This window comes from Bradyrhizobium sp. WSM1253, from assembly GCF_000244935.1.
Taxonomy (GTDB): Bacteria; Pseudomonadota; Alphaproteobacteria; order Rhizobiales; family Xanthobacteraceae; genus Bradyrhizobium; species Bradyrhizobium canariense.
The window spans coordinates 4,075,477-4,096,763 of record NZ_JH600073.1; the positions used below are offsets into that span (position 1 = coordinate 4,075,477).

25 protein-coding genes are annotated in these 21,287 nt (G+C 65.0%); 8 read left to right on the forward strand and 17 right to left on the reverse strand.

Features of this window, described 5'->3' with window-relative positions; translation table 11 throughout:
* Position 1 precedes the first annotated feature (1 nt).
* Positions 2 to 967 carry a tripartite tricarboxylate transporter substrate binding protein gene (locus BRA1253DRAFT_RS20825; RefSeq protein ID WP_007597597.1) on the reverse strand — a complete coding sequence of 322 codons (966 nt, stop codon included), beginning with the start codon at positions 965 to 967 and terminating at the stop codon, positions 2 to 4.
* 131 nt (positions 968 to 1,098) lie between these two features.
* On the opposite strand from BRA1253DRAFT_RS20825, the gene BRA1253DRAFT_RS20830 reads away from it, so the two are divergent.
* The 4 genes from BRA1253DRAFT_RS20830 (at position 1,099) to BRA1253DRAFT_RS20845 (ending at position 4,636) form a co-directional block, all read left to right on the forward strand.
* A complete protein-coding gene (locus tag BRA1253DRAFT_RS20830) occupies positions 1,099 to 1,899 on the forward strand; it encodes an IclR family transcriptional regulator (RefSeq protein WP_007597598.1) in 801 nt (266 codons plus the stop codon).
* A gap of 82 nt (positions 1,900 to 1,981) precedes the next feature.
* Entirely contained in the window at positions 1,982 to 3,277 is a 1,296-nt protein-coding gene (locus BRA1253DRAFT_RS20835; protein ID WP_007597599.1) for an O-acetylhomoserine aminocarboxypropyltransferase, read from the forward strand.
* Positions 3,278 to 3,281: 4 nt separating this feature from the next.
* Entirely contained in the window at positions 3,282 to 4,064 is a 783-nt protein-coding gene (locus BRA1253DRAFT_RS20840) for an alpha/beta fold hydrolase (RefSeq protein ID WP_007597600.1), read from the forward strand.
* A gap of 68 nt (positions 4,065 to 4,132) precedes the next feature.
* On the forward strand, positions 4,133 to 4,636 hold the full coding sequence (locus tag BRA1253DRAFT_RS20845) for a DUF6496 domain-containing protein (protein ID WP_007597601.1): 504 nt from the start codon (positions 4,133 to 4,135) through the stop codon (positions 4,634 to 4,636).
* A gap of 11 nt (positions 4,637 to 4,647) precedes the next feature.
* Here the strand turns inward: BRA1253DRAFT_RS20845 and BRA1253DRAFT_RS20850 are convergent, their stop codons facing one another.
* From BRA1253DRAFT_RS20850 to phnG, 11 genes are all read right to left on the reverse strand, one after another.
* Complete coding sequence (locus BRA1253DRAFT_RS20850; protein ID WP_007597603.1) at positions 4,648 to 5,601, reverse strand: aliphatic sulfonate ABC transporter substrate-binding protein; 954 nt, start codon at positions 5,599 to 5,601, stop codon at positions 4,648 to 4,650.
* A 21-nt stretch (positions 5,602 to 5,622) separates the two neighbouring features.
* Entirely contained in the window at positions 5,623 to 5,844 is a 222-nt protein-coding gene (locus BRA1253DRAFT_RS20855; RefSeq protein WP_007597604.1) for a hypothetical protein, read from the reverse strand.
* Positions 5,845 to 6,323: 479 nt separating this feature from the next.
* Positions 6,324 to 6,935 carry a pyridoxamine 5'-phosphate oxidase family protein gene (locus tag BRA1253DRAFT_RS20860; RefSeq protein ID WP_007597605.1) on the reverse strand — a complete coding sequence of 204 codons (612 nt, stop codon included), beginning with the start codon at positions 6,933 to 6,935 and terminating at the stop codon, positions 6,324 to 6,326.
* Positions 6,936 to 6,957: 22 nt separating this feature from the next.
* Positions 6,958 to 7,554, reverse strand: a complete 597-nt coding sequence (phnN, locus tag BRA1253DRAFT_RS20865) for a phosphonate metabolism protein/1,5-bisphosphokinase (PRPP-forming) PhnN (RefSeq protein ID WP_007597606.1) — start codon at positions 7,552 to 7,554, stop codon at positions 6,958 to 6,960.
* Positions 7,551 to 8,705: an alpha-D-ribose 1-methylphosphonate 5-triphosphate diphosphatase gene (locus BRA1253DRAFT_RS20870; RefSeq protein WP_007597607.1), complete on the reverse strand. Its 1,155-nt coding sequence runs from the start codon at positions 8,703 to 8,705 to the stop codon at positions 7,551 to 7,553. Before BRA1253DRAFT_RS20870 ends, phnN begins: the two co-directional genes overlap by 4 nt.
* 11 nt (positions 8,706 to 8,716) lie before the next feature.
* Positions 8,717 to 9,415 (reverse strand): phosphonate C-P lyase system protein PhnL, encoded by a 699-nt coding sequence (gene phnL, locus BRA1253DRAFT_RS20875; protein ID WP_007597608.1) that lies wholly within the window; start codon positions 9,413 to 9,415, stop codon positions 8,717 to 8,719.
* Positions 9,416 to 9,437: 22 nt separating this feature from the next.
* Complete coding sequence (phnK, locus tag BRA1253DRAFT_RS20880; RefSeq protein WP_007597609.1) at positions 9,438 to 10,235, reverse strand: phosphonate C-P lyase system protein PhnK; 798 nt, start codon at positions 10,233 to 10,235, stop codon at positions 9,438 to 9,440.
* Positions 10,228 to 11,124 carry an alpha-D-ribose 1-methylphosphonate 5-phosphate C-P-lyase PhnJ gene (locus tag BRA1253DRAFT_RS20885; RefSeq protein WP_007597610.1) on the reverse strand — a complete coding sequence of 299 codons (897 nt, stop codon included), beginning with the start codon at positions 11,122 to 11,124 and terminating at the stop codon, positions 10,228 to 10,230. Before BRA1253DRAFT_RS20885 ends, phnK begins: the two co-directional genes overlap by 8 nt.
* Positions 11,121 to 12,236, reverse strand: a complete 1,116-nt coding sequence (locus tag BRA1253DRAFT_RS20890; RefSeq protein WP_007597612.1) for a carbon-phosphorus lyase complex subunit PhnI — start codon at positions 12,234 to 12,236, stop codon at positions 11,121 to 11,123. The genes BRA1253DRAFT_RS20885 and BRA1253DRAFT_RS20890 overlap by 4 nt, the downstream gene beginning before the upstream one ends.
* Positions 12,237 to 12,238: 2 nt before the next feature.
* Positions 12,239 to 12,847: a phosphonate C-P lyase system protein PhnH gene (gene phnH / locus BRA1253DRAFT_RS20895; RefSeq protein WP_007597614.1), complete on the reverse strand. Its 609-nt coding sequence runs from the start codon at positions 12,845 to 12,847 to the stop codon at positions 12,239 to 12,241.
* A 4-nt stretch (positions 12,848 to 12,851) separates the two neighbouring features.
* Positions 12,852 to 13,265, reverse strand: a complete 414-nt coding sequence (phnG, locus tag BRA1253DRAFT_RS20900; RefSeq protein WP_007597616.1) for a phosphonate C-P lyase system protein PhnG — start codon at positions 13,263 to 13,265, stop codon at positions 12,852 to 12,854.
* Positions 13,266 to 13,435: 170 nt separating this feature from the next.
* Between phnG and phnF the strand changes: the two genes are divergently transcribed.
* Positions 13,436 to 14,167 (forward strand): phosphonate metabolism transcriptional regulator PhnF, encoded by a 732-nt coding sequence (gene phnF / locus BRA1253DRAFT_RS20905; protein ID WP_035993736.1) that lies wholly within the window; start codon positions 13,436 to 13,438, stop codon positions 14,165 to 14,167.
* 109 nt (positions 14,168 to 14,276) lie between these two features.
* Here the strand turns inward: phnF and phnE (BRA1253DRAFT_RS20910) are convergent, their stop codons facing one another.
* The 4 genes from phnE (BRA1253DRAFT_RS20910) to phnC all read right to left on the reverse strand — a co-directional run bounded on the left by phnE (BRA1253DRAFT_RS20910) (position 14,277) and on the right by phnC (position 17,891).
* Positions 14,277 to 15,125, reverse strand: a complete 849-nt coding sequence (phnE, locus tag BRA1253DRAFT_RS20910; RefSeq protein WP_007597620.1) for a phosphonate ABC transporter, permease protein PhnE — start codon at positions 15,123 to 15,125, stop codon at positions 14,277 to 14,279.
* A complete protein-coding gene (gene phnE / locus BRA1253DRAFT_RS20915) occupies positions 15,122 to 16,006 on the reverse strand; it encodes a phosphonate ABC transporter, permease protein PhnE (protein WP_007597621.1) in 885 nt (294 codons plus the stop codon). The genes phnE (BRA1253DRAFT_RS20910) and phnE (BRA1253DRAFT_RS20915) overlap by 4 nt, the downstream gene beginning before the upstream one ends.
* Positions 16,007 to 16,082: 76 nt before the next feature.
* The gene (gene phnD, locus BRA1253DRAFT_RS20920) at positions 16,083 to 17,018 is read right to left on the reverse strand and encodes a phosphonate ABC transporter substrate-binding protein (protein ID WP_007597622.1); all 936 of its coding nucleotides are present in this window, start codon (positions 17,016 to 17,018) and stop codon (positions 16,083 to 16,085) included.
* Positions 17,019 to 17,081: 63 nt separating this feature from the next.
* A complete protein-coding gene (gene phnC, locus BRA1253DRAFT_RS20925) occupies positions 17,082 to 17,891 on the reverse strand; it encodes a phosphonate ABC transporter ATP-binding protein (protein WP_007597623.1) in 810 nt (269 codons plus the stop codon).
* Between the two features lie 183 nt (positions 17,892 to 18,074).
* On the opposite strand from phnC, the gene BRA1253DRAFT_RS20930 reads away from it, so the two are divergent.
* The 3 genes from BRA1253DRAFT_RS20930 to BRA1253DRAFT_RS20940 are packed head-to-tail and all read left to right on the forward strand — an operon-like array spanning position 18,075 to position 20,641.
* Complete coding sequence (locus BRA1253DRAFT_RS20930; RefSeq protein WP_007597624.1) at positions 18,075 to 18,734, forward strand: acetyltransferase; 660 nt, start codon at positions 18,075 to 18,077, stop codon at positions 18,732 to 18,734.
* Entirely contained in the window at positions 18,731 to 19,924 is a 1,194-nt protein-coding gene (locus BRA1253DRAFT_RS20935) for an alpha-D-ribose 1-methylphosphonate 5-triphosphate diphosphatase (RefSeq protein WP_007597625.1), read from the forward strand. The genes BRA1253DRAFT_RS20930 and BRA1253DRAFT_RS20935 overlap by 4 nt, the downstream gene beginning before the upstream one ends.
* A gap of 18 nt (positions 19,925 to 19,942) precedes the next feature.
* The gene (locus tag BRA1253DRAFT_RS20940; RefSeq protein WP_007597626.1) at positions 19,943 to 20,641 is read left to right on the forward strand and encodes a DUF1045 domain-containing protein; all 699 of its coding nucleotides are present in this window, start codon (positions 19,943 to 19,945) and stop codon (positions 20,639 to 20,641) included.
* A gap of 3 nt (positions 20,642 to 20,644) precedes the next feature.
* Here BRA1253DRAFT_RS20940 and BRA1253DRAFT_RS20945 read toward each other — a convergent pair whose 3' ends face one another.
* Positions 20,645 to 21,238: a hypothetical protein gene (locus tag BRA1253DRAFT_RS20945; RefSeq protein ID WP_088941049.1), complete on the reverse strand. Its 594-nt coding sequence runs from the start codon at positions 21,236 to 21,238 to the stop codon at positions 20,645 to 20,647.
* Between the last annotated feature and the right edge of the window lie 49 nt (positions 21,239 to 21,287).

The window sequence follows — 21,287 nt, forward strand, 5'->3', positions numbered from 1 at the left end:
ATCAATCCGCCTTGATGTTGGCCTTGCGCACGATCGGAATCCATTTGGCGTCCTCGCGCTCGAGATAGGCCCTGAATTCATCGGGCGTCATCGCGACGGCTTCGCCGCCGAGCTTCTCGAACTTGTCGACCACGGCGGGGTCCTTCAGGATCGCGGTCAACGCGTCGTGCAGCTTGTCGATCACGGGCGCCGGCGTGCCTGCCGGTGCGAACAGGCCGGTGAAGGTCTGGCCGTCAAAATCCTTGTAGCCGAGCTCGGCAAACGTCGGGACGTCAGGCAGCGACTTCAGGCGGTGCGGGCTGGTGACGGCCAGCGCCCGGAACAGGCCGGCCTTGATGTGCTGCAGGCTGACCGTGAGCTGGTCGAACGCGAACTGTACCTGGCCGCCCAAGAGATCGTTGACCGCAGGCGCATTGCCGCGATAGTGCGCGGTGACCCATTGCAGGTCGAGGCTGGACTGCATCAGCTCACTGAGCAGATGGTTGGTGGTGCCGGGACCGGGCGAGGCCATCGTCAACTTGCCCGGCTCGCGCTTGGCAAGGTCGATGAATTCCTTGAAATTCGCCGCCTGCACCGACGGATGCACCTCGAGCACCAGCGGCGTCATCGAGATCGTCGTAATCGGCAGGAAGTCCTTCTTCCAGCTGTAGACGTCGCGCTTGTTGATTTCGGTCGCGAACAGCACCGGGCCGTTGGCACCGACGAACAGCGTGTAGCCGTCGGGCGCGGATTTCGCGAAAGCCTCGCCCGCGATCATGCCGCCGGCGCCCGCCTTGTTCTCGATGATGAAGGGCTGGCCAAGCTTTTCCTGGAGCTTGTCGGCGATGATGCGCGCGGCGCTGTCGACATTGCCGCCGGCCGGATAGGGCACGATCAGCTTGACGTTGCGCGACGGCCATTGCTGGCCGGACGCCGGTCCCGTCAGCATCGCCGCTGCGGCAGCGATGGCAATCCAGATTAATCTCATGTTAACCTCCCGGCGGCGCTTCCAATTTTACGTCGATTTGCCTGACGTCGTACACGGCATCTCGATTCGGAGCGCAATCTCCAGATGCGCGCTTTACCTGTCGAGTGAATTGTGGCGTTCTTGTCCATATTATGGACAAGACCGCTTCCGCGAAATCCACCCGCCGCATCACCGAACCGCGACAGGGTGCGCAGGCGATCCGCCGCGCGCTCGCGGTGCTGCGCATTCTTGCCGCCGGCCGCGAGGACGGCGTGCCGCTGGCAGAGGTGGTGCGGGCGACCGGCCTCACCCGCCCGACCGTGCATCGCATCGTCCACGTGCTGATCGAGGAAGGTATCGTCGAACGGCATGACAAAACCGGCCGCTACGCGATCGGCAACCAGGTGCCGGAGCTTGCGCTCGCACGGGCTCGGCCGTCGCGGCTGCTGATCGCCGCCAATCCGTCGCTGCAACGTGCGTCGACCGAGATCGGCGACACGCTGTTCCTGACGGTGCGGACCGGCAACGACACGCTGTGCGTCGACCGCAGGATCGGTGTCTATCCGATCCAGGTGCTGTCGATCGAGGTCGGCGCGCGCCGACCGCTCGGCGTCTCCAGCGCGGGCGTTGCCATCCTCGCCGCGATGCCGGCCCAGGACGCGCGGAAAATCGTCGCTGCCAATGAGAAGAGACTGGAGGCCTACCGGACCGATGTTGCGACGGTGCTGGGCCAGGTCACCGCCGCAAGACGGCTGGGATATGGCATGAGAGAGATTGGTCTCGTGCAGGGCACGAAATCGATCTCCACCTGGATCAAGACCCCGGACGGCCGCCCCGCCGCCGCGATGACCGTCTCCGCCGTTCGGACGAGGCTCGGCCCGCGCCGCGAGCAGGAGGCCGCGGAGATCCTGCTGCGGGAGGCGCGGATCATCGAGCAGGCGATCCGGGGTTAGACAACGCAGTCAATGGGCTGACGCAGCGCGCATTTTTGTGGCACAAGGGCCGCCTCCCGCCGACTGAGCAACGAGGCCACGCATGCCCGCGCCAAAACCGCCCGCCTTCGAAACCCTGAGCCTGCATGCGGGCCAGCATCCGGATCCCGCGACCGGCGCCCGCGCGGTGCCGATCTACCAGACCACGTCCTACGTGTTCCAGGACTCCGATCACGCCGCCGCGCTGTTCAACCTCGAGCGCGCCGGCCACATCTATACGCGCATCTCCAATCCGACCACCGGCGTGCTCGAGGAGCGGCTCGCGGCGCTGGAGGGTGGCGTCGGCGCGATCTGCACCGCGAGCGGCATGGCGGCGCTGCATCTGGCGATCGCGACGCTTCTGAACGCCGGCGACCATATCGTCGCATCGAGCTCGCTCTATGGCGGCACCATCAACCTGCTCGCGCACACGCTGCCGCGCTTCGGCATCACCACAACGTTCGTGAAACCGCGCGATCTCGATGCGTTCCGCGCGGCGATCAAGCCGAACACGAAGCTGGTGATCGGTGAGACCATCGGCAATCCCGGGCTCGAGGTGCTGGACATTCCGAAGGTCGCGCAGATCGCGCATGACGCGAAGATTCCGCTGCTGATCGACAACACCTTTGCCACGCCCTATCTCAGCCGTCCGATCGAACTCGGGGCCGACATCGTCATGCATTCGGCGACCAAATGGATCGGCGGCCACGGCATCGCGATCGGCGGCGCCATCGTCGACGGCGGCCGGTTTGATTGGCGCTCATCCGGAAGATTCGGCGTGCTGACCGAACCCTATGGCGGTTATCACGGCATCGTCTTCGACGAGCAGTTCGGCACCGCGGCCTTCATCATGCGTGCGCGCACCGAAGGCCTGCGCGATTTCGGCGCTTGTCTATCCCCGACCAACGCGTTCCAGCTGTTGCAGGGCGTGGAGACACTCGGGGTGCGCATGGACCGCCATATGCAAAACACGCACCTCGTGCTGGACGCACTGAAGTCCAACAAGGCCGTGGATTGGGTGCAGCATCCCTCGCTGGAAGATCACGCGGACTACCAGCTGGCAAAACAGTTGCTGCCGCGCGGCGCCGGCTCGATTGTCTCCTTCGGCATCAAGGGCGGGCGGCCCGCGGGCCGCAAGTTCATCGAGCAGCTGCGCATGATCAGCCATCTCGCCAATGTCGGCGATGCCAAGACGCTGGTGATCCACCCTGCCTCGACCACGCATCAGCAGATGGACGCCGAACAACTTAAGTCCTCCGGCATCGGCGAGGAGCTGGTGCGGCTCTCGGTCGGCATCGAGACCGCAAGCGATATCATCGACGATCTCACCCAAGCGCTGCGCATCTCGCAAAAGGTCTGACACCATGAAGCTCTCCGTCAACGGCGCCGAGGTGCTGGTCGCAACCGGCGGCCGCGACTTCGACAAGGCCCTGCCCGCGGTCGTCTTCCTCCACGGCGCCGGCTTCGACCATTCGACCTGGGCGCTGCACACGCGCTGGTTCGCCCATCACGGCTTTGGCGTGCTGGCGCCTGATCTGCCCGGCCACGGCCGTTCTCCCGGACCGTCGCTCGCAAGCATCGCCGAAATGGCCGACTGGACGGCGGCCCTGCTCGATGCGGCCGGAGTGACGAAAGCGCATCTGATCGGCCATTCCATGGGCTCGCTGATCTCGCTGGAGACGGCCGCACGTCACCCCGACAAGGTGTCCGCGCTCAGCCTGATCGGCACGGCCGCGACCATGACCGTCGGCCCGGATCTGCTGAAGGCGGCCGAAGCCAATTCGCAGGATGCAAACGACATGGTCTCGATCTGGGGGCTCGGCTTCAACGCCGAGCTCGGCGGCAGCCTCGCACCGGGCCTGTGGATGCATGGCGGCGCGCAGGCCGTGTTGAAACACTGCGAGCCGGGCGTGCTGTTCCGGGATTTGTCGGCCTGCAATGCTTACGCGAATGCGCTTCAGGCAGCCGCGAGCGTGAAGGTGCCCACGACGCTCATCCTTGGCGAACGGGACATGATGACGCCGGTGAAGGCCGGCAGGGCGCTCGCCGCGGCGATCCCGCATGCGAAGACCGTCATCGTGCCCGGCGCCGGCCACATGATCATGGCCGAACGCCCGGATGAATTGCTGGCGGCGCTACGGAACTGACAGGATCAATCGTCCATCTTGCGCGTTGCGGTCAGACATCCCTGTGAATTCCAGAGGGAACCGGACCCATGCCAAGACAGCAAGTCGTTCGCAAAGCCAGGCAAGACAAGCGTGCCGGTAAATCGGCAAGCACGCAGGCCGGCGAATTCGTCAAGGACCAGATCGACAAGATCCGCAAGGGCAAGCATGGTGCGCGCTCGACGAAACAGGCCATCGCCATCGGTCTGTCCGAGGCGCGCCGCGCCGGCGTCGATCTTCCGCCGCCGCGCAAGGGACGCGTCAAGAAGGCGACGCGACGCAGCGCCAAATATGCCTATGAGGTCGGTCAGGGCAAGCGCACCGCGAAGCGCCGGCCGCGCGTGTCGCGGGCCGTCGAAAAGGTTTTGAAGAAGGAGCCGCGCTCGACCGCATCGCGCAGTGCACTGTCGAAACAGGGCAAGCGTGCCGCGAGCCAGCGATCCGCTGCTTCGCGTTCGGCGACTGCCCGCAAGGCGAGCCGGACCAAAGGCGCCAAGGCCCGCTCCGCCGCCGCAAAGAAGGCGGCACGCACCAGGGCGCGCCGCCGGAGTTAAGTCTGGTCCCCTCAGGAGCCCGGCGTCCACTTCCAGACGATGTCGGACACGTTGACTGGCTTCGGGATCAGGCCCAGTTTTGCAAAACGGTCGGCGACGGCCTGCTGGCTCTTGGTCACCTCTGCATCCAGCGGCACCACGCGATAGGTGGAGCGGTTGACGAAGCGGCTGACAGCTTCGATGTCGACGCCGGTCGCCTCGGACTGAGCCTTTGCTACCTCCTCATGGTGAGATTCCGCCCATACGCCTTCGGAGGCGAAGCTCGCGTTGAGCTTTGCCACCAGCGAAGGATACTTCTCTACGAAGTCCGTCCCGGCGATGTAGAAAGCGTTCGGCTTGTGGACATCCCTGTCGAAGGCGATGACTCGGGCGCTTTCCTTCAATTCAGCAAGCGCCAGATATGGATCCCAGATCGACCAGGCATCGACCGATCCCTTCATGAAGGCGGCTGTCGCATCAGCCGGGGCGAGCGGTGCCGGCGTGATGTCGGACCAGGCGAGACCGGCCTTCTCGAGCGACGCGACCAGGAGGTTGTGCGCACTCGATCCCTTGGCGAAGGCAACGCGCTTGCCCTTGAGGTCTGCGAGCGATTTGATCGGTGAATTCTTCGGCACGATGATCGCCTGAGTGTCGCCGTCCGACTTCACCGCCGCAACGTAGCGGATCCTGGCGCCGCCGGCTTGCGCGAAGATCGGTGGGGTATCGCCGACGAACCCGAAATCGACGCTGCCGACATTGATGGCCTCCAGCAGCGGCGGACCAAACTGGAAGTCGATCCATTTGACCTCGATGCCGAGCGGCTTGAAGGCGCTTTCGAGCGTCTGGCGCTGGCGAACCGCGGGGAAGAAGCCGCCCTTCTGCGTACCGATGCGGATTTCCGCCGGCTTGTCCTCCGCGCGCGCAGGTGGGGCCAAGGCCGTCGCGAGCAGCAGGCTGGTTGCGAGGATGTATCGTCGGGTCATCATCATGTGGTCCTTTCGGTGGTTTCAGCTGGCAAAGAAGCGAGAATTCGCGCGCCGGCTCCGTTCGGAGAACACGGCACGGGCGGCACGCTCGGCCTCGCGCGCCGAGCGGAACTGCCTGCCTTCGAGGCTGTCGAACAGACGCTCGGAGGAGAAGAAGCGGAAGCCGCGCGTATCCTTCGTGACGATGCCGGCGGCGCGGTCGTGGATCTCGATGATGTAAGCGTTCGATTGAGTTCGGGACATGACTGCTCGTTCGCCGGGATCTCGGCGTTCCTGTCTCGGGATTTGCTGGGTGAGGTGCTGCTAGAAGACGGCGGTCAGCAACAACAGGCGCCGGTGGCCGCCGAGAAACAGCGCCGCGTCATGCACACATGCATGTCGTCCCTATTGCGCTGCTGATCGGTTCTCATATCGCGGCTTCGGCTCGAGGAGCAGTTTCGATGCCTCGACTATCGAGTGTTTGGCGCGATCGGTCAATGAAATGGCTATCCATAATTACCACCGGCGCGCATCGGCACTTCTCCGGGCGCGAGCGCAGGCAATCGAATTTATCTCGCGATGAGTTCTTTCCTTCTCCCCTTGCGGCAGAAGGTGGCGCGAAGCGCCGGATGAGGGGTTGCCTCAGCGAATCCAGAAGAGAGTCGCGCGCGGAGAGAACCCCTCACCCGTCTCGCCGCTGTCGCGGCGAGCCACCCTCTCCCGCAGGGGAGAGGGAAGAGAGCTCACCACATCGTCGCCGCGGCCCGCTCGGGCCAGGCGCGATCATACTCCGCGCCGCCGACCTTGTTCTCACTCATCTCGGCGAGGATCTGGCCGGGTGTCGGCAGCGTCTTGGGGTCGATGCGCTTGTCGGGATTCCAGAGATCGGAGCGGACGATGGCGCGGGCGCACTGGAAGTAGATTTCGTGGACCGTCATCACCATGACGCTGCGCGGCGCCTTGCCGTCGACCTTGAAGGAAGCGAGCAGTTCGGGATCGATGGAAACATAGGCCCGGCCATTGGCGCGGACCGCATTGCCGGAGCCGGGGATCAGGAACATCAGCGACACCCTGGGATCGCGCACGATGTTGCGCAAAGAATCGACCCGATTGTTTCCGCGGCGATCCGGCAGCATCAGCGTCTTCGGGTCATGAATGCGGACGAAGCCGGAGAGATCGCCGCGCGGCGAGCAGTCGATCCCCTCGGGTCCGATGGTGGCGAGCGCGGCGAACGGGGCCTTTTCGATGAAGACGCGATAGAGCGGGGTGACGTGGTCGGCGACTTTCACGGTCGAGGCGTCATTGGTGACGCCGTAGATGGCCTCCAGCTGCTCGACCGTTTCGATCACCGACATTCCAGTCTCCTTGTTGTGCCGGCTATTCGTGCCAGCCTTGATTTCTGATCACGCGCAGAAGCTGGCGGCCATGATACTCCGCGCTGCCCGCGTTGAGAATGGTGACGTCGGCCTGCGCCGATGCGTCGCCGACGCTGCGCGTCAGCCGGTCCGCGATATTACCGTCGCTGTCCCGGGCGCGGGCGGCAAGCCGCTGCGCCAGCACATCCGGTGGCGCCGTGATCGCGACCACCACGACGTTTGCATAGGTCTGGCGTAGCGCGCCGATCACCGTGCGCGAAACATTGGCCACGACGGCGCGTCCGGCACGAATATCATCGTTGAGGTCGAGCGGCAGCGCGTAGCAATGCCCATGCGCTTCCCAATGCACGGCGAAATCCCCACGCTCGCGCGCGCGCCGGAATTCGTCAGGGCTCACCGCGACATTGTCTTCGTCGGCTGAGGATTCGCGCGTCACGACACGGCGCGGAAAGACGATGTCGTGATCCTCGATGCATGCTGCCCGCGCCAGCCGCAGCAGCGTGTCCTTGCCGGCACCGCTGGGGCCGACCACGAGCACGAGCCGGCCAGGGCCGATCGCATCCGTCTCGTCCTCCGCCACGGTCGCGGCCTCGCTCATGCGACGCGGCTCCCCTCGCGCCAGACGCTGCGGACCGCGGGGACGCTGCCCGCAACATGCACGCGGATCAAATCGGCACGCTTGCCGACCGCGATCTCGCCGCGGTCGGACAGGCCGACTGCCTCGGCGGGCGCCTTCGTCACCGTGCGGATCGCCGCCGCAAGACTGATGGCAGGCACATGCTCCGGCAAATGTAGCGCGGCCATCAGAAGGCTCGAGGGAATGTAGTCCGACGACAGGATGTCGAGCAGGCCTTCGCGAGCGAGATCGACCGCGGCGATGTTGCCGGAATGCGAGCCGCCGCGCACGACGTTCGGCGCGCCCATCAGGATGTCGATGCCGGCCTCGTGCAGGCCGCGCGCGGCCTCCAGCGTGGTCGGAAATTCCGCCACCGAAACGCCATCGCGCACGGCGTCCACGACGTTCTCCTCGGTGGTATCGTCATGGCTCGCCAGCGGGATCTTGTACTTGTGTGCCAGCGCCACGATCTCGCGCATGTTGGTCGCCGCATAGGCCTTCTGATATTCGAAGCGCTTCGCGAACAGCTGGTCGAGCTCGGCATCGGTCTTGCCGCCGCCCTTGCCGCGATAATAGTCGCGCAGCTTTCCTTCGTCGCGGAACTGGCGCTGGCCGGGGGTGTGGTCCATCAGCGACATCAGCCGCACGTCGGGACGGTCGATCAGCTCCATGGCCTCCTCGACCACGCTCGGCATCGGGATTTCGCAGCGCAGATGCAGGAAGTGATCGGCACGCAGCAAATTGGCATCGCGTGCGGTGGTGATCGCGGCGGCGAGCGTGCCGGCGCGTCCGTCGACTTCCTCGGCGCCATCCTCGCGCCAGACCCGGAGCGAGTCGAACACCGTGGTGATGCCCGAGGTGGCGAGCTGGCCGTCATAGGAGACGACGGCCGCAACCGGATTCCAGAACACTTTTGGGCGCGGCACGTAATGGGCTTCGAGGTGATCGGTGTGGAGCTCGATCAGGCCGGGCATGATCAGATCGCCGGCGGCATCCTCGGCCCCGGCGGGCGCCCTGCCCTCACCGATTTCGGCAATGCGTCCATCGGCGAGAGCTAGCCAGCCCTGCTCGATCACCCGCTCCGCCAGCACGATCCTGGCGTTGGCGATCACGATGTCCTTCTTGGCGTTCATATCCATTTCCTTCAGGCCGCGGCGGCGAAGCTGGTGACGTCGACGATGCGGTCGGCAATCTGATGACGGATTTCGTCGTCATGGACAATGGCGACCATGGCGACGCCCTGGCGTTTCTTTTCGGCGACCAGCTCGACCACGACGGCGCGGTTGGCGGCATCCAGCGAGGCGGTGGGCTCGTCCAGCAGCAGGATCGGCAGATCCGAGATGAAGCCGCGCGCGATGTTGACGCGCTGCTGCTCGCCGCCGGAGAAGGTCGCGGGCGGAAGCTGCCAGAGCCGCTCGGGGATATTGAGCCGATGCAACAACTCGCCCGCGCGCGTCTGTGCGTCGACACGAGCCAGGCCGTTGACGATCAGCGGCTCGGCGACCACGTCGACAGTGGCGACGCGTGGCACCGCGCGCAGGAACTGGCTGACATAGCCGATGGTCGCGCGGCGGATGTTGAGGACCTGCCGCGGCTCGGCAGTGGCAAGATCGACCAGCGCGCCGCGATGGCGGATGCCGATGCGGCCGGAGTCGCAGCGGTAGTTACCGAAGATCATCTTCAGGATCGACGATTTTCCGGCGCCTGATGGCCCCGACAGCACGACGCATTCGCCAGGATTGACGTGGAAGGTCACGCCGCTGACGACTGGCAATTCGATGCCGCCCTGCAGGTGCATCGTAAAGGTCTTGTTGGTGTTGGCGACGTCAATCATGGCGATCATTGAAACACTCTTCCGGGAAGGCTCATGGCGGCAGAATCGAGGAGACGAGGAGCTGGGTGTAGGGCTCGCGGGGATCGTCGAGCACCTGGTCGGTGAGGCCGGTCTCGATGACGCGGCCGCCCTTCATCACCATCACGCGATGCGACAGCAGGCGCGCGACCGCGAGATCATGGGTGACGATGATGACCGCGAGGTGCAGCTCGGCGACGAGACTGCGCACGAGGTCGAGCAGGCGGGCCTGCACGGAAACGTCGAGGCCGCCAGTCGGCTCGTCCATGAACACCAGCCGCGGCTCGGTGACGAGGTTGCGGGCAATCTGGAGGCGCTGGCGCATGCCGCCGGAATAGGTGCGCGGTGCATCGTCGATGCGTGCGATGTCGATCTCGACGCGGGTCAGCCAGTCCGACGCGGTATCACGGATGCGGCCGTAATGATTCCAGCCCACTGCCATCAGCCGCTCGCCGACATTGGCGCCGGCCGAGACCGCCATGCGCAGACCCTGCGCGGGATCCTGGTGGACGAAACCCCAATCGGTGCGAAACAGAAACCGCCGCTCGGCTTCGCCCAGCGTGGCAAGATCGCGGGCGACGCCGTCGCGCATCCGGTAGGACACCTGGCCGCCGCTGGCCGCGAGCTGACCTGACAGGAGCTGAAGCAGCGTCGATTTGCCCGAGCCGGATTCGCCGACGATCGCCAGCACCTCGCCGGGATAGAGCGCAAAGGACACGTCGCGGCACGCGGCGATACGGCCGTAGGATTTGCTGAGAGACTCCGCAACCAGCAGCGGCTGATCGTGTTCGAGCATATCTTGATCAACCATGTGAGCCTCCCTGCGCCTTCTCCTTGTACGGCGCGGCGCTGAGGCTGCCGTGGTGGCCGGCGGCCTGGCGGCCCTCGCAATAATCGGTGTCGGAGCAGACGAACATGCGGCCGCCCTTGTCGTCGGTGACGATCTCGTCGAGATAGGAATTTTCCGCGGCGCATAGCGCGCAAGGCGCATTAAAGCGATACGGCTCGAAGGGATGGTCTTCGAAGTCGAGCGACACGACTTGCGTATAGGGCGGGATCGCGTAGATGCGCTTTTCGCGGCCGGCGCCGAACAATTGCAGCGCCGGGCAATTGTCCATCTTGGGATTATCGAATTTCGGCGTCGGCGAGGGGTCCATCACGTAGCGCGCATTGACCTTCACCGGATAGGCGTAAGCCGTCGCGATGTGGCCGAAGCGGGCGATGTCCTCGTAGAGCTTGACATGCATCAGGCCGTATTCGGCGAGCGCATGCATGCGCCGCGTCTCCGTCTCGCGCGGCTCGAGGAAACGTAAAGGCTCGGGGATCGGCACCTGATAGACCAGCACCTGATTTGCGTGCAGCGACGTCTCCGGGATGCGGTGACGGGTCTGGATCACGGTCGCATCTTCAGTCGCCGTCGTCGTGGCGACGCCGGCGGTCTTGGCGAAGAACTTTCGGATCGAGATCGCGTTGGTGGTGTCGTCAGACCCCTGGTCGATCACCTTGAGCACGTCCTGCGGACCAAGAAGCGCGGCCGTCACCTGCACGCCGCCGGTGCCCCAGCCATAGGGCATCGGCATTTCGCGGCTGGCGAACGGCACCTGATAGCCGGGGATCGCGATCGCCTTGAGGATCGCCCGGCGGATCATCCGTTTGGTCTGTTCGTCGAGATAGGCGAAATTATAGGTAGGCGCGTTCATTCCGCGGCCTCCTTCATGGCGTCAGGCGCATTGGCCTCCGCAAACGCTTCAGAAAACTCTTGGCGCAGCTTGCGCAACAGGCCGAGCTCGGACTGGAAGTCGACATAATGCGGCAGCTTCAAATGCTCGACGAAGCCGGTCGCCTGGACGTTGTCCGAATGCGACATCACGAATTCTTCATCTTGTGCGGGGGCGAGTGCCTCCTCGCCGAGCTCGCGCGCGCGCAACGCGCGGTCGACCAGCGCCATTGACATCGTCTTGCGCTCGCTCTGGCCGAAGGCGAGGCCATAGCCGCGGGTGAAGCACGGCGCTTCGGTCGCGGAGCCCTTGAATTGATTGACCATCTGGCACTCGGTGAGTTCGATCGAACCGAGCGGCACGGCGAAGCCGACGTCTTCCGCCGAAAATTCGACATCGACCTCGCCGAAGCGGATTTCGCCGGCGAAGGGATGGTTGCGGCCGTAGCCGCGCTGGGTGGAATAGCCCATCGCCAGCAGAAACCCTTCGTCGCCACGCGCAAGGTTTTGCAGGCGCAGGTCACGATCGGCAGGAAAATTCAGCGGCTCGCGGGTGAGATCGCCGACGCTGGCGCCCTCTTCGGCCTGCGGGGAGGGCTCGATCAGGCCGTCGCGGCCGAGAATATCCGTCACCCGCGGCGTGGGCACTGTCGATGCTTCGGCCGTCGCCGGCGCTTCCGGTACGAAGCCTTCGGCGAGCGAGGGATCGAGCAGGCGGTGGGTATAATCGAAGGTGGGGCCAAGGATCTGGCCGCCGGGAATGTCCTTGAAGGTCGAGGACACCCGCCGCTGCACCCGCATCGCGCCGGTCTCGACCGGCTCGCTCGCGCCGAAGCGCGGCAGCGTGGCGCGGAAGGCGCGGATCAGGAAGATCGCCTCGATCAAATCGCCGCGCGCCTGCTTGATCGCGAGCGCCGCGAGCTCGCGGTCATAGAGCGAGCCTTCGCTCATGACGCGGTCCACGGCGAGGCCAAGCTGCTCCGAAATCTGGTCGAGGGAAATTTCCGGCACGCTTTGATCGCCGCGCCGCGCACTGGCGAGCAGGCGATGGGCGTTCTCGATGGCGCGTTCGCCGCCTTTGACTGCGACATACATGCTTAGCTTCCCTTGCTCACGACGCGCGTGGTGCGCGGGACCGCAACCACGGCATCATCCGCGACCAGGACCACATCGATGCCGCGCGGAAACAGCGCTTCGTTAATACGAAGTCGCTCGAACAGGTCGAACGGCTTGATCGAGGCCTTGAGCGTCGCGACGCCGTCGATGCCGGGACCGCGCAGCTCGAAGCTGCGCCCCGAATGCAGGCTCTCGACCTGAAGGATCAGCGTGGTCGACCGGTCCGGATATTCGCTGGTGCCGAGCGCGAAGCGCTCGAGCGAAGGCAGCGCCCCGCCTTCGCTGATCAGCGCGAAGCTGACGATCGAGGAATCCTGCACCACCGGCGCGCCCGTGTGGAACTTCAGCCATTTTGTCACGTCGGTGCTTTCCGACATGCGCGCATCGAGCCAGAGCGGCGTGTCGTGATCGAACAGCGTCAGCGCGATCGCGGCCGTGCCGCGCATCATCACATGAGGCGCGCCTGATGTCGGCACGATGCGCTGGACCGACCCCGGCCGCGCCATCGCGTCCATGACCGAGCGAAAGGTCGATTGCGCCGACAGCACCTTATCGGCGAACCCCGGCGGCAGTTCCGCAATCGTGGTCATGATCTCACCCCTCACCGCGCACCATGGTGTAGAAATCAACCTTCGTCGCAGCGGTCTCGGCCGCCGCTTGCTTGCGCCTGACCATAAGCTGCTCACGCAACGGCGCGATGATGTCCCGCTCCACCGCGCCACTGAAATCGCTGGACTGCACCAGCGCATCGCACAGCGCAATCAGCCGCGCCTTCTCACCGTCGCGACCGAGCGTGTAACCGAAACCGACCTCGCCGCTCGCAAGCCGCACCGCAGCCCGCGACACCGTCGCTTCGCCGAGATTGAATGGCGCACCGTCGCCGCCGACCCGGCCGCGCAGCATGACGAGGCCGTTTTCCGGCGCGCGCAGATCCTGATGCGCCGGCAAAGCGAGAGCGCGGAGGCGAGCGGCGATCTCGCCCGCCTCCGCGTGCGCCAGCACGGCCATTGCGGCCTTGCGCTGGGCTTGCTGATTGTTGTGCTGGGTCACCAGATCTACCGAAACTTTCTGCAGAACTTGCCGAATCCAAGTTGTCTATGATACTAGACAACTTCATACGGGAGCGCCATGACTGTTTCGTGACAAAGGCGTGATTTCTGGAGTAGCTTCCGAGCCACATGAGCATGCAGGACACAGCCTCCTCCGGCGTGGCGTTGTGGCGCCTCGTTGCCGACGGCATCGAGCGCGGCATCGCCGACGGCCGCTTTGCGGCCGGCGACAAGCTGCCGGGCGAGGTGGAGATCGCCGAAACCTATCGCGTGAACCGCCACACCGTGCGACGCGCGCTGGCCGCGCTTGCCGAGCGCGGCATCGTGCGGGCCGAACGCGGCAGCGGAACCTATGTCGAGGCGCAGAAGCTCGCTTATCCACTGCGCTCGCGGACCCGCTTCTCCGAGATCGTCGGCGCCGACGGCCGCGAACCGCATGGCCGGCTGATCGAGGCGTCCGATGATGTCGCGACCCGCGAACTCGCGCGGGAACTTGGATTAAAGGCCGGCGCACCATTGGTGCGGATCGAGGCGATGCGCCTCGCCGACCGCACGCCGATCTGCGTCTCCACGACGTGGCTGTCGGCGCAGCTGTTCCCGGGTGCGGGCGACGTCTTTGCTGCCACCCGCTCGATGACGAAATTGCTCGAACATTACGGCGTCCGCGACTATCGCCGCGGCGCGACCCGGATCACCGCCGGCATTGTCGACGCCACCGACGCCGCGCGGCTCGATCTGGCGCTGGGACGACCGATCCTGGTGGTCGATGCCACCGACCACGATCTCGACGGCAAGCCGCTGGTGACCAAGCATTCGCGCTTTGCCGCGGAGCGGGTGGAATTTCTGGTGGAGAACGGGTGAAGAATCGTAGGGTGGGCAAAGGCGCGCTTGCGCCCTGCCCACCATCTATCCAACGTCGCGATTGAAGTGGTGGGCACGCTTCGCTTTGCCCACCCTACGAAATCGGTGATCAGGCCACCGCCCTTCGCCCAATAATCGCAAACCGCAATTTTCCCGAGACGAAATCGATCGCGGCGACGGCGACCAGGATCATCAGGATCAGGAACGACACCTTCTGCCATTCCAGTACGCGGATCTGCTCGGCGAGCTGGAGGCCGATGCCGCCGGCGCCGACGATGCCGATGATGGTGGCCGAGCGCGTATTCGACTCGATGAAATAGAGCACCTGCCCGGCGATCACGGGCAAAACCTGCGGCAGCAGACCGAAGCGGATCTCGTGCAGCGCGCTGCCGCCGGAGGCGCGGATGCCCTCGACCTGCTTCTGGTCGGCGCCCTCGATCGCTTCCGAGAACAGTTTTCCAAACGCGCCGAAATCGGACACGGCAATGGCGAGCACGCCGGCAAACGGGCCGAGCCCGACCACGTTGATCCACACCAGCGCCCAGATCAGCGTGTCGACGCCGCGGATCGAATCCAGGAAACGTCGAATCGGGAAGCGCAAAATGCTCGACGGCACGACGTTACGCGCGGCAAGAAGACTGACCGGCAGCGCGAACAGTGCGGCCAGCGTCGTGCCGAGCAGCGCGATCGACAGCGTCTCGCCCAGCGCCTTCAGATAGACCGGCAGCGACGAGCCGGGATCCGGCGGAATCATCATCAGGCTGATCCAGCCGAGCTGGCTGAGCCCGGCGACGAAGCGCGAGGGCGAGAAGTCGAGATCGACGAGGCCATAAATCAGGATCGCGAGCGCCGCAACGATCATCGCCGGCATCGCGAGCCGCGCCGAGGCCGGCCGGTCGAACACGTCAGGATAGCGCGCGCGAAGCGCCGCGGTGTCGATCTCCTGCGGTCCCGTCACGTCCGCGCCTCCTTGCCGAACAGGCGGCCGCGCAGCCAGCCGGTGCTGATGTCGATGATGAAGACCGTGACGATGATGGTGAGCAGGATCGCGCTGACGTCGGAGTAGTAGAACTTGCGGATGGCGACGACGAGCTCCTGGCCGATGCCACCGGCACCGACAAAGCCCATCACGGAGGCCTCGCGGACGTTGATCTCGAAACGCAGCAGCGCGTAGCTGGCATAGCCTGCCGTGACCTGCGGCAGGATGGCGAAGCGCATACAGGAGAGCCAGCTTGCGCCGGTCGAGCGAACGCCTTCGACCGGCTTCATGTCGGCGTTCTCGACGATCTCCGAGAACAGCTTGCCGAGCGCGCCGGTGGAGTGAATCGCAATTGCGAGCACACCCGCCATCGGACCGAGACCGAAGGCGATCACGAAGATCAGCGCAAACACGATGCCGGGCACCGTGCGGGCGAATTCGAGCAGGCGCCGCACCGTGAAACGCAGCCAGGGCGCGGGCGAGGTGTTTTCAGCAGCGAAGAAGTTGAGGCAAAATGCAAAAACCGCGCCGATCAACGTGCCGACATAGGAGATCAGCACGGTCTCGCCCAGCATCTTCAGCCATTTGCGCCAGCCCCACAGCCACTCGCCGACATCGGTCCAGACCCGCTGTCCGTTGTCGAGTGTAAGGATGCGGTCGAAATAGCTGATGAAGTTGCCGTAATGGGTGAACAGCGTGCGCAGATTCACTTCGGCGCCGAACGCGGCCAGACACAGTGCAGCGGCGAAGATCACGGCTCCAAACAGGAGTCGGAGCCGCCTGCGCGCGACCGCCTGGCGATAGGCGGCGTTGAGCACGGCGAGCTGCTGCTCGGGAAGGATCGAAACCGCGACGGTCATCTGATCAGGAAAGGTGGTCGATCAAAGAGAAAGAGCCGGGTCCATCGACCCGGCTCCAGTGGCATCGTCCCGAAATTCAGGACGCCTTCTTCTTACGCAGCGCATCGACGAACTTGATCAGCTCGATCGTGCCATCCCAATCCTTGGTGGTCGCGGGATGAAAACCCTTCTTCTGGCCGTCCTGGAGGCGATCGAAGGCCGCCTTGTCCTTGGCCGGCGCGTCGAAGAACGCCTTGGCGATGGCGGCCTTGGCCTCTTCCGGCAGGTCGGAATTGTAGGCATAGGGACCGTTGATGATCGGCGCCGATTTGTGGATGATGCGGAAATCGTCCTTCTTCATCGCCGAGCCGTCGGCATTCTTCAGCATGCCCTTGGTCAGCATCTGCGCCAGCGTCGAATCGTCATCGCTGGTCCACTGGTTGGCGGCAACGTCGACAGTGCCCTGCGCCAGCGCCAGGATCGCGTTCTCATGGCTGCCGGTGAAGACGACCTTGCTGAAATAGGTGTCGGCATCCGCGATGCCCATCTTGTCGAGCTCGAAGCGCGGCACGTTGTTGCCGGAGGTCGAGTTCGGGTCGACCAGGCCGAGGTTCTTGCCTTTGAGCTGGTCGATGCTCTTGTAGGGGCTGCTCGTCTTGACGAAGAACACCGAGTAGTAGCCGGTCGAGCCGTCGGAATTGATGTCGTTGGCGAAGGCGTCGGTCTTGACGCCGGTCAGGCGGGCGCGGGCGAACGAGGCAGAGCCGTAGCTCGCGATGTGGATGTTGCCGGCGCGCTGGCCTTCGATCACGGCAGCGTAGTCGTTGGCGATGCGCAGCGTGACTTTCACGCCCAGTTCCTTGGAGAGATAGCTCATGAACGGCGCCCAGCGCTCGGTGACGCCCGAGGCGTTTTCCGCCGGAATGACCGCGAAGGTCAGCTCGGGGTATTTGGCCTTCCAGTCTTCGGCGGACGCGGAAGCCGTGAACGCGAGCGCGGCGGCGCCGGCAAGAATCAATCTGCGAGTAATCATGATAGCCTCTTCATTGGTTGAGGTCGGTTGACGCAAAACTGGTGAGTCCTGAAGCGGCGCAGCTCAGGCGGCGGCCGCCGTTCCAAGCGCCGGAATGCCTTGTCGCACCGGTGCAGGCGTGCCGCCCATGACATCGGCGGCTTCGAGATCGTAGAGCTCGCGCGCAACGTGCTCGGTCAACTCGGCCGGCGCGCCGTCGAACACCACGCGACCCTGCGCCATGCCGATCAGCCGGTCGCAATAGCTGCGCGCCAGATCGAGCGAATGCAGGTTGCAGAGCACGGTGATGCCGAAATGCTTGTTGATGCGCAGCAGCGCATCCATCACGATCTTGGTGTTGCGCGGGTCGAGCGAGGCGATAGGCTCGTCGGCGAGAATGATGTCGGGCTGCTGCACCAGCGCGCGGGCGATCGCCACGCGCTGCTGCTGGCCGCCGGAGAGCTGATCGGCGCGCTGGGCTGCGAGCGGGGCGATATCGAACTGTTCGAGCGCGGACATCGCCAGCGCCTTGTCCTGCTCGGGCCAGGTCTGCGACAGCGAGCGCCAGGCTGGCATCGTCGCGAGCCGTCCCATCAGGACGTTGGTGAGAACATCGAGCCGGCCGACCAGGTTGAACTGCTGAAAGATCATCGCCGAGCGCGCTCGCCACTGCCGCAGCTCCTTGCCGCGCAACGCGGTGACGTCGAGGCCGTCGAACAGGATGCGACCCTGCGAAGGCGTCGCGAGACGGTTGATGGTCCGCAGCAGGGTCGACTTGCCGGCGCCGGACCGTCCGATCACGCCGACGAAACCGCCGGGAGAGACTTGAAACGAAGCGTCGTCCACCGCGGCTTTCACGCCGAAGCGACACGTCAGACCTTCAACCACCAGCATGCAGGGCTCCAGAGTAGCTGGGACCCACCGCTAACGCCGGCGCTTGACACTTGTGTGACACGGACGTTGCGGTGCGGCGATCCTACACACCTCATCCCCTGTTCATCCCTTGTCACCGCGTCGTCATGACATTGTCATCAAGCCGCTCGAAGAGAAACGCCCGCCCTCTCGTTCGGATGCAACATGGCCGCCAAAGCTCTTTCGGTCCAGCCGACCATCGATCCCTCGGCGAAGCTGCACGACACCAGGCTTGGGGCCTACACCGAGGTCGGCGCGCGCACGATGCTGCACGAAGTGACGATGGGCGATTACTCCTATGTCGTGAATGACGCCCAGATCACCTACACCACCATCGGAAAATTCTGCTCGATCGCGGCGATGACACGGATCAATCCGGGCAATCACCCGATGCACCGGGCCACGCAGGCGCATTTCACCTATCGGTCGAGCGCCTATTTCGAAGGCGAGAGCGACGACACGGAATTCTTCGACTGGCGGCGCCAGCACCACGTCCATATCGGCCACGATGTCTGGATCGGTCACGGCGCGATCGTGCTGCCGGGTCGCAACATCGGCACCGGCGCGGTGATCGCGGCCGGCGCCATCGTCACCAAGGACGTGCCGACCTACACCATCGTCGCCGGCAATCCGGCGCGCATCGTGCGCCGGCGGTTCTCGGAAGAGGTTGCGGGGCGGCTTGCGAGGCTCGCCTGGTGGGACTGGGATCACGACAAGTTGCGTGAAGCCCTGCCCGATTTCCGCAAGCTCGGGATTGAGGATTTCCTCACGACATACGAAGCAGGGGCACCTTCCTCTGCCAGCAAACGAAGCGCGGTCGCGTGACAGACATATTCCTCGAGGGCGGCCGGGCCCTGATCGGCTCCGAGTTCGTCGAAACGTCGCTTCTCGTGTCCGGAACGGACATCGCGCAGGTCGATGGCTCTCGTAGCCGCGTACGACTTGCGATCGACGCGCGCGACCTGCTGGTGCTGCCTGGCATCGTCGATCTGCACGGCGATGCCTTCGAGCGACAGATGATGCCGCGTGCCGGGGTAGACTTCCCGATCGATGTGGCGCTCGCCGACAGCGATCGCCAGGCGATCAGCAACGGCATCACCACGGTGTTTCACGCCACGACCTGTTCGTGGGAGCCGGGCCTGCGCAGCGCCGACAATGCGCGCGGCCTGATGGAGGCGATCGAACGGCAGCGCCCGCAGTTTGCCGCCGACACCCGCTTTCACCTGCGCCACGAGACCTACAATCTCGACGCCGAGGCCGAGATCTCGCAGTGGCTCAGCGAGGGCCGCGTCGACCTGTTCGCCTTCAACGACCACATGGACGGCACGGTTGGGGACATGGCCAAGCCCCGCAAGCGCAACCGCATGGTGGAGCGCACCGGCCTCTCGGGTGAAGATTTCGACCGGCTGGTCGGACACATAATGTCCCGCGCCGCGGATGTGCCGGCTTCCGTGTCGCGACTCGCCGCGGCGGCGCGCGCCGCCGACGTGCGGATGCTCTCGCATGACGATGCGACGCCGGCGATGCGCCAGAGCTTTCGCGCGATGGGCGTGGCGATCGCGGAGTTTCCGATCAACGAGGAGACGGCGCGGGCGGCAGCAAGCCACGGTGATGCCATCGTCTACGGCGCGCCAAACGTCGTGCGCGGCGGTAGCCACACCGGCTGGACCAAGGCATCCGACATGATCGCCAAAGGGCTCTGCTCGGTGCTGGCCTCGGACTACTACTATCCCGCGCAGCTGCTCGCTGCGTTCCGGCTCGCCGCCGATGGCGTGCTGCCGTTGACCGAGGCCTGGAATCTGGTCTCCGCCGCGCCTGCGCGCGCGACCGGCCTTGCCGATCGCGGCGTGCTCGCGGAAGGCCGGCGCGCGGACATTCTGCTGGTCGACGACCGCATGCCGCTGCGGCCGCGGCTGATCGCCGTGATATCAGGCGGCAAGCTCGTACATCTCACCGACGCGACGCGGTTGCTTGGCATGGCAGCTACCCCGCGCGAAGCTGTCGTCGCGGCATAAACCGGTTATGTTCGGTCCATGACAGATTTTCCCCGCTACGCGATCTATCATGCCGCCAGTGCCGACAGCGCCGTCTCGCGCTTCGGCGCCGAACTGCTCGGCTATGATGCGCATACCGGCCGAGAGCTGCCGTTCCCGGACGAGGCCCTGCGCACGGCTCCGGACTGGCGTGATGTCACCGCCGATCCCCGCAAATACGGCTTTCACGCCACGCTGAAGGCGCCGATGGCGCTGGCGTCCGACAGGCGCGAGGTCGAGCTTGTTGCGGCCTGCGCGACATTCGCCGGCAGGGCACGCGCAATTCCGGTGATCCGCCCGGTCGTCGATTCCATCAGCGGCTTCATCGCCGTCATTCCGGCGGAGCCGGTCGGCGAACTCCAGCAGCTCGCCGCCGATTGCGCGCGCGACTTCGATTCCTTCCGCGCGCCGCTGAGCGCGGAAGACCGCGCGCGGCGCAAGCCGGAGAAGCTGAGCGAACGGCAACGCGACTATCTCGACCGCTGGGGCTATCCTTACGTGATGGAGGAATTCCGCTTCCACATGACGCTGACGGGCCGGCTCGACGCGGAGCGGCGCGGGCCGATTCTGGACATGCTGCGGGGAAGGTTTGCTGCGCTCGGTCTCAAGACGCTTGCGATCGATCGCGTCGCGCTGTTCAAGCAGGATGACGCCAAAGCTCGCTTCCGCATCATCGGCGAGTGGGCCTTGACGCAGTAAGCGTCAGTGCCAGCTCGCGAGATTGAAGCCGAGCGCCACAACGCCAACCAGAATGAGGCTGGTCGCCCAGATTACATCCAGATTGAACCAGCTTCGCGAGACGAATCTCAATCCCAGATGGCGGTAGACTAGCCATGCCAGGCATCCGCCGGCGCTGACCATGGCGGCAACGTGCACCAAAGACACCAGCACCGCCATCCCGAGACTCGCCTTCATCAGCGCGCCGGCGGCCTCATGGCCGGCATCGAGTTCGAAGGCCTGGCAGAGCCCGAGATAGATCGGCACGAGCATCAAGGCGGCGCCATGAGCAATGGCAACGGCAAATGACCAGAGCGCCAATTGCGTCGGCGGAATTCGTGCCAGCGCGCGCGGATGGCGCCGCTCGACCAGCCGATAGACGCCGAAGCCGATGACGAGAAGGCTCGCGCCGAGCTGGATCGAACGCTGCCACTCGGCCAGCACGAGAAGGAACGCGAATGGCAGCAGCACGAGAAGCGTTGCCAGGAGATGCCCGGCCGCCAGAGCCCACAAAGCACGAAAGAGCGCGCGCGGGCTCTTGTCCATGAGCCCGGCCGAAACGGCGAGCGGCCAGCCCATTCCCGGATTGACCCCGTGATAGAGACCGCTCGCAACAAGAGCGAGCCAC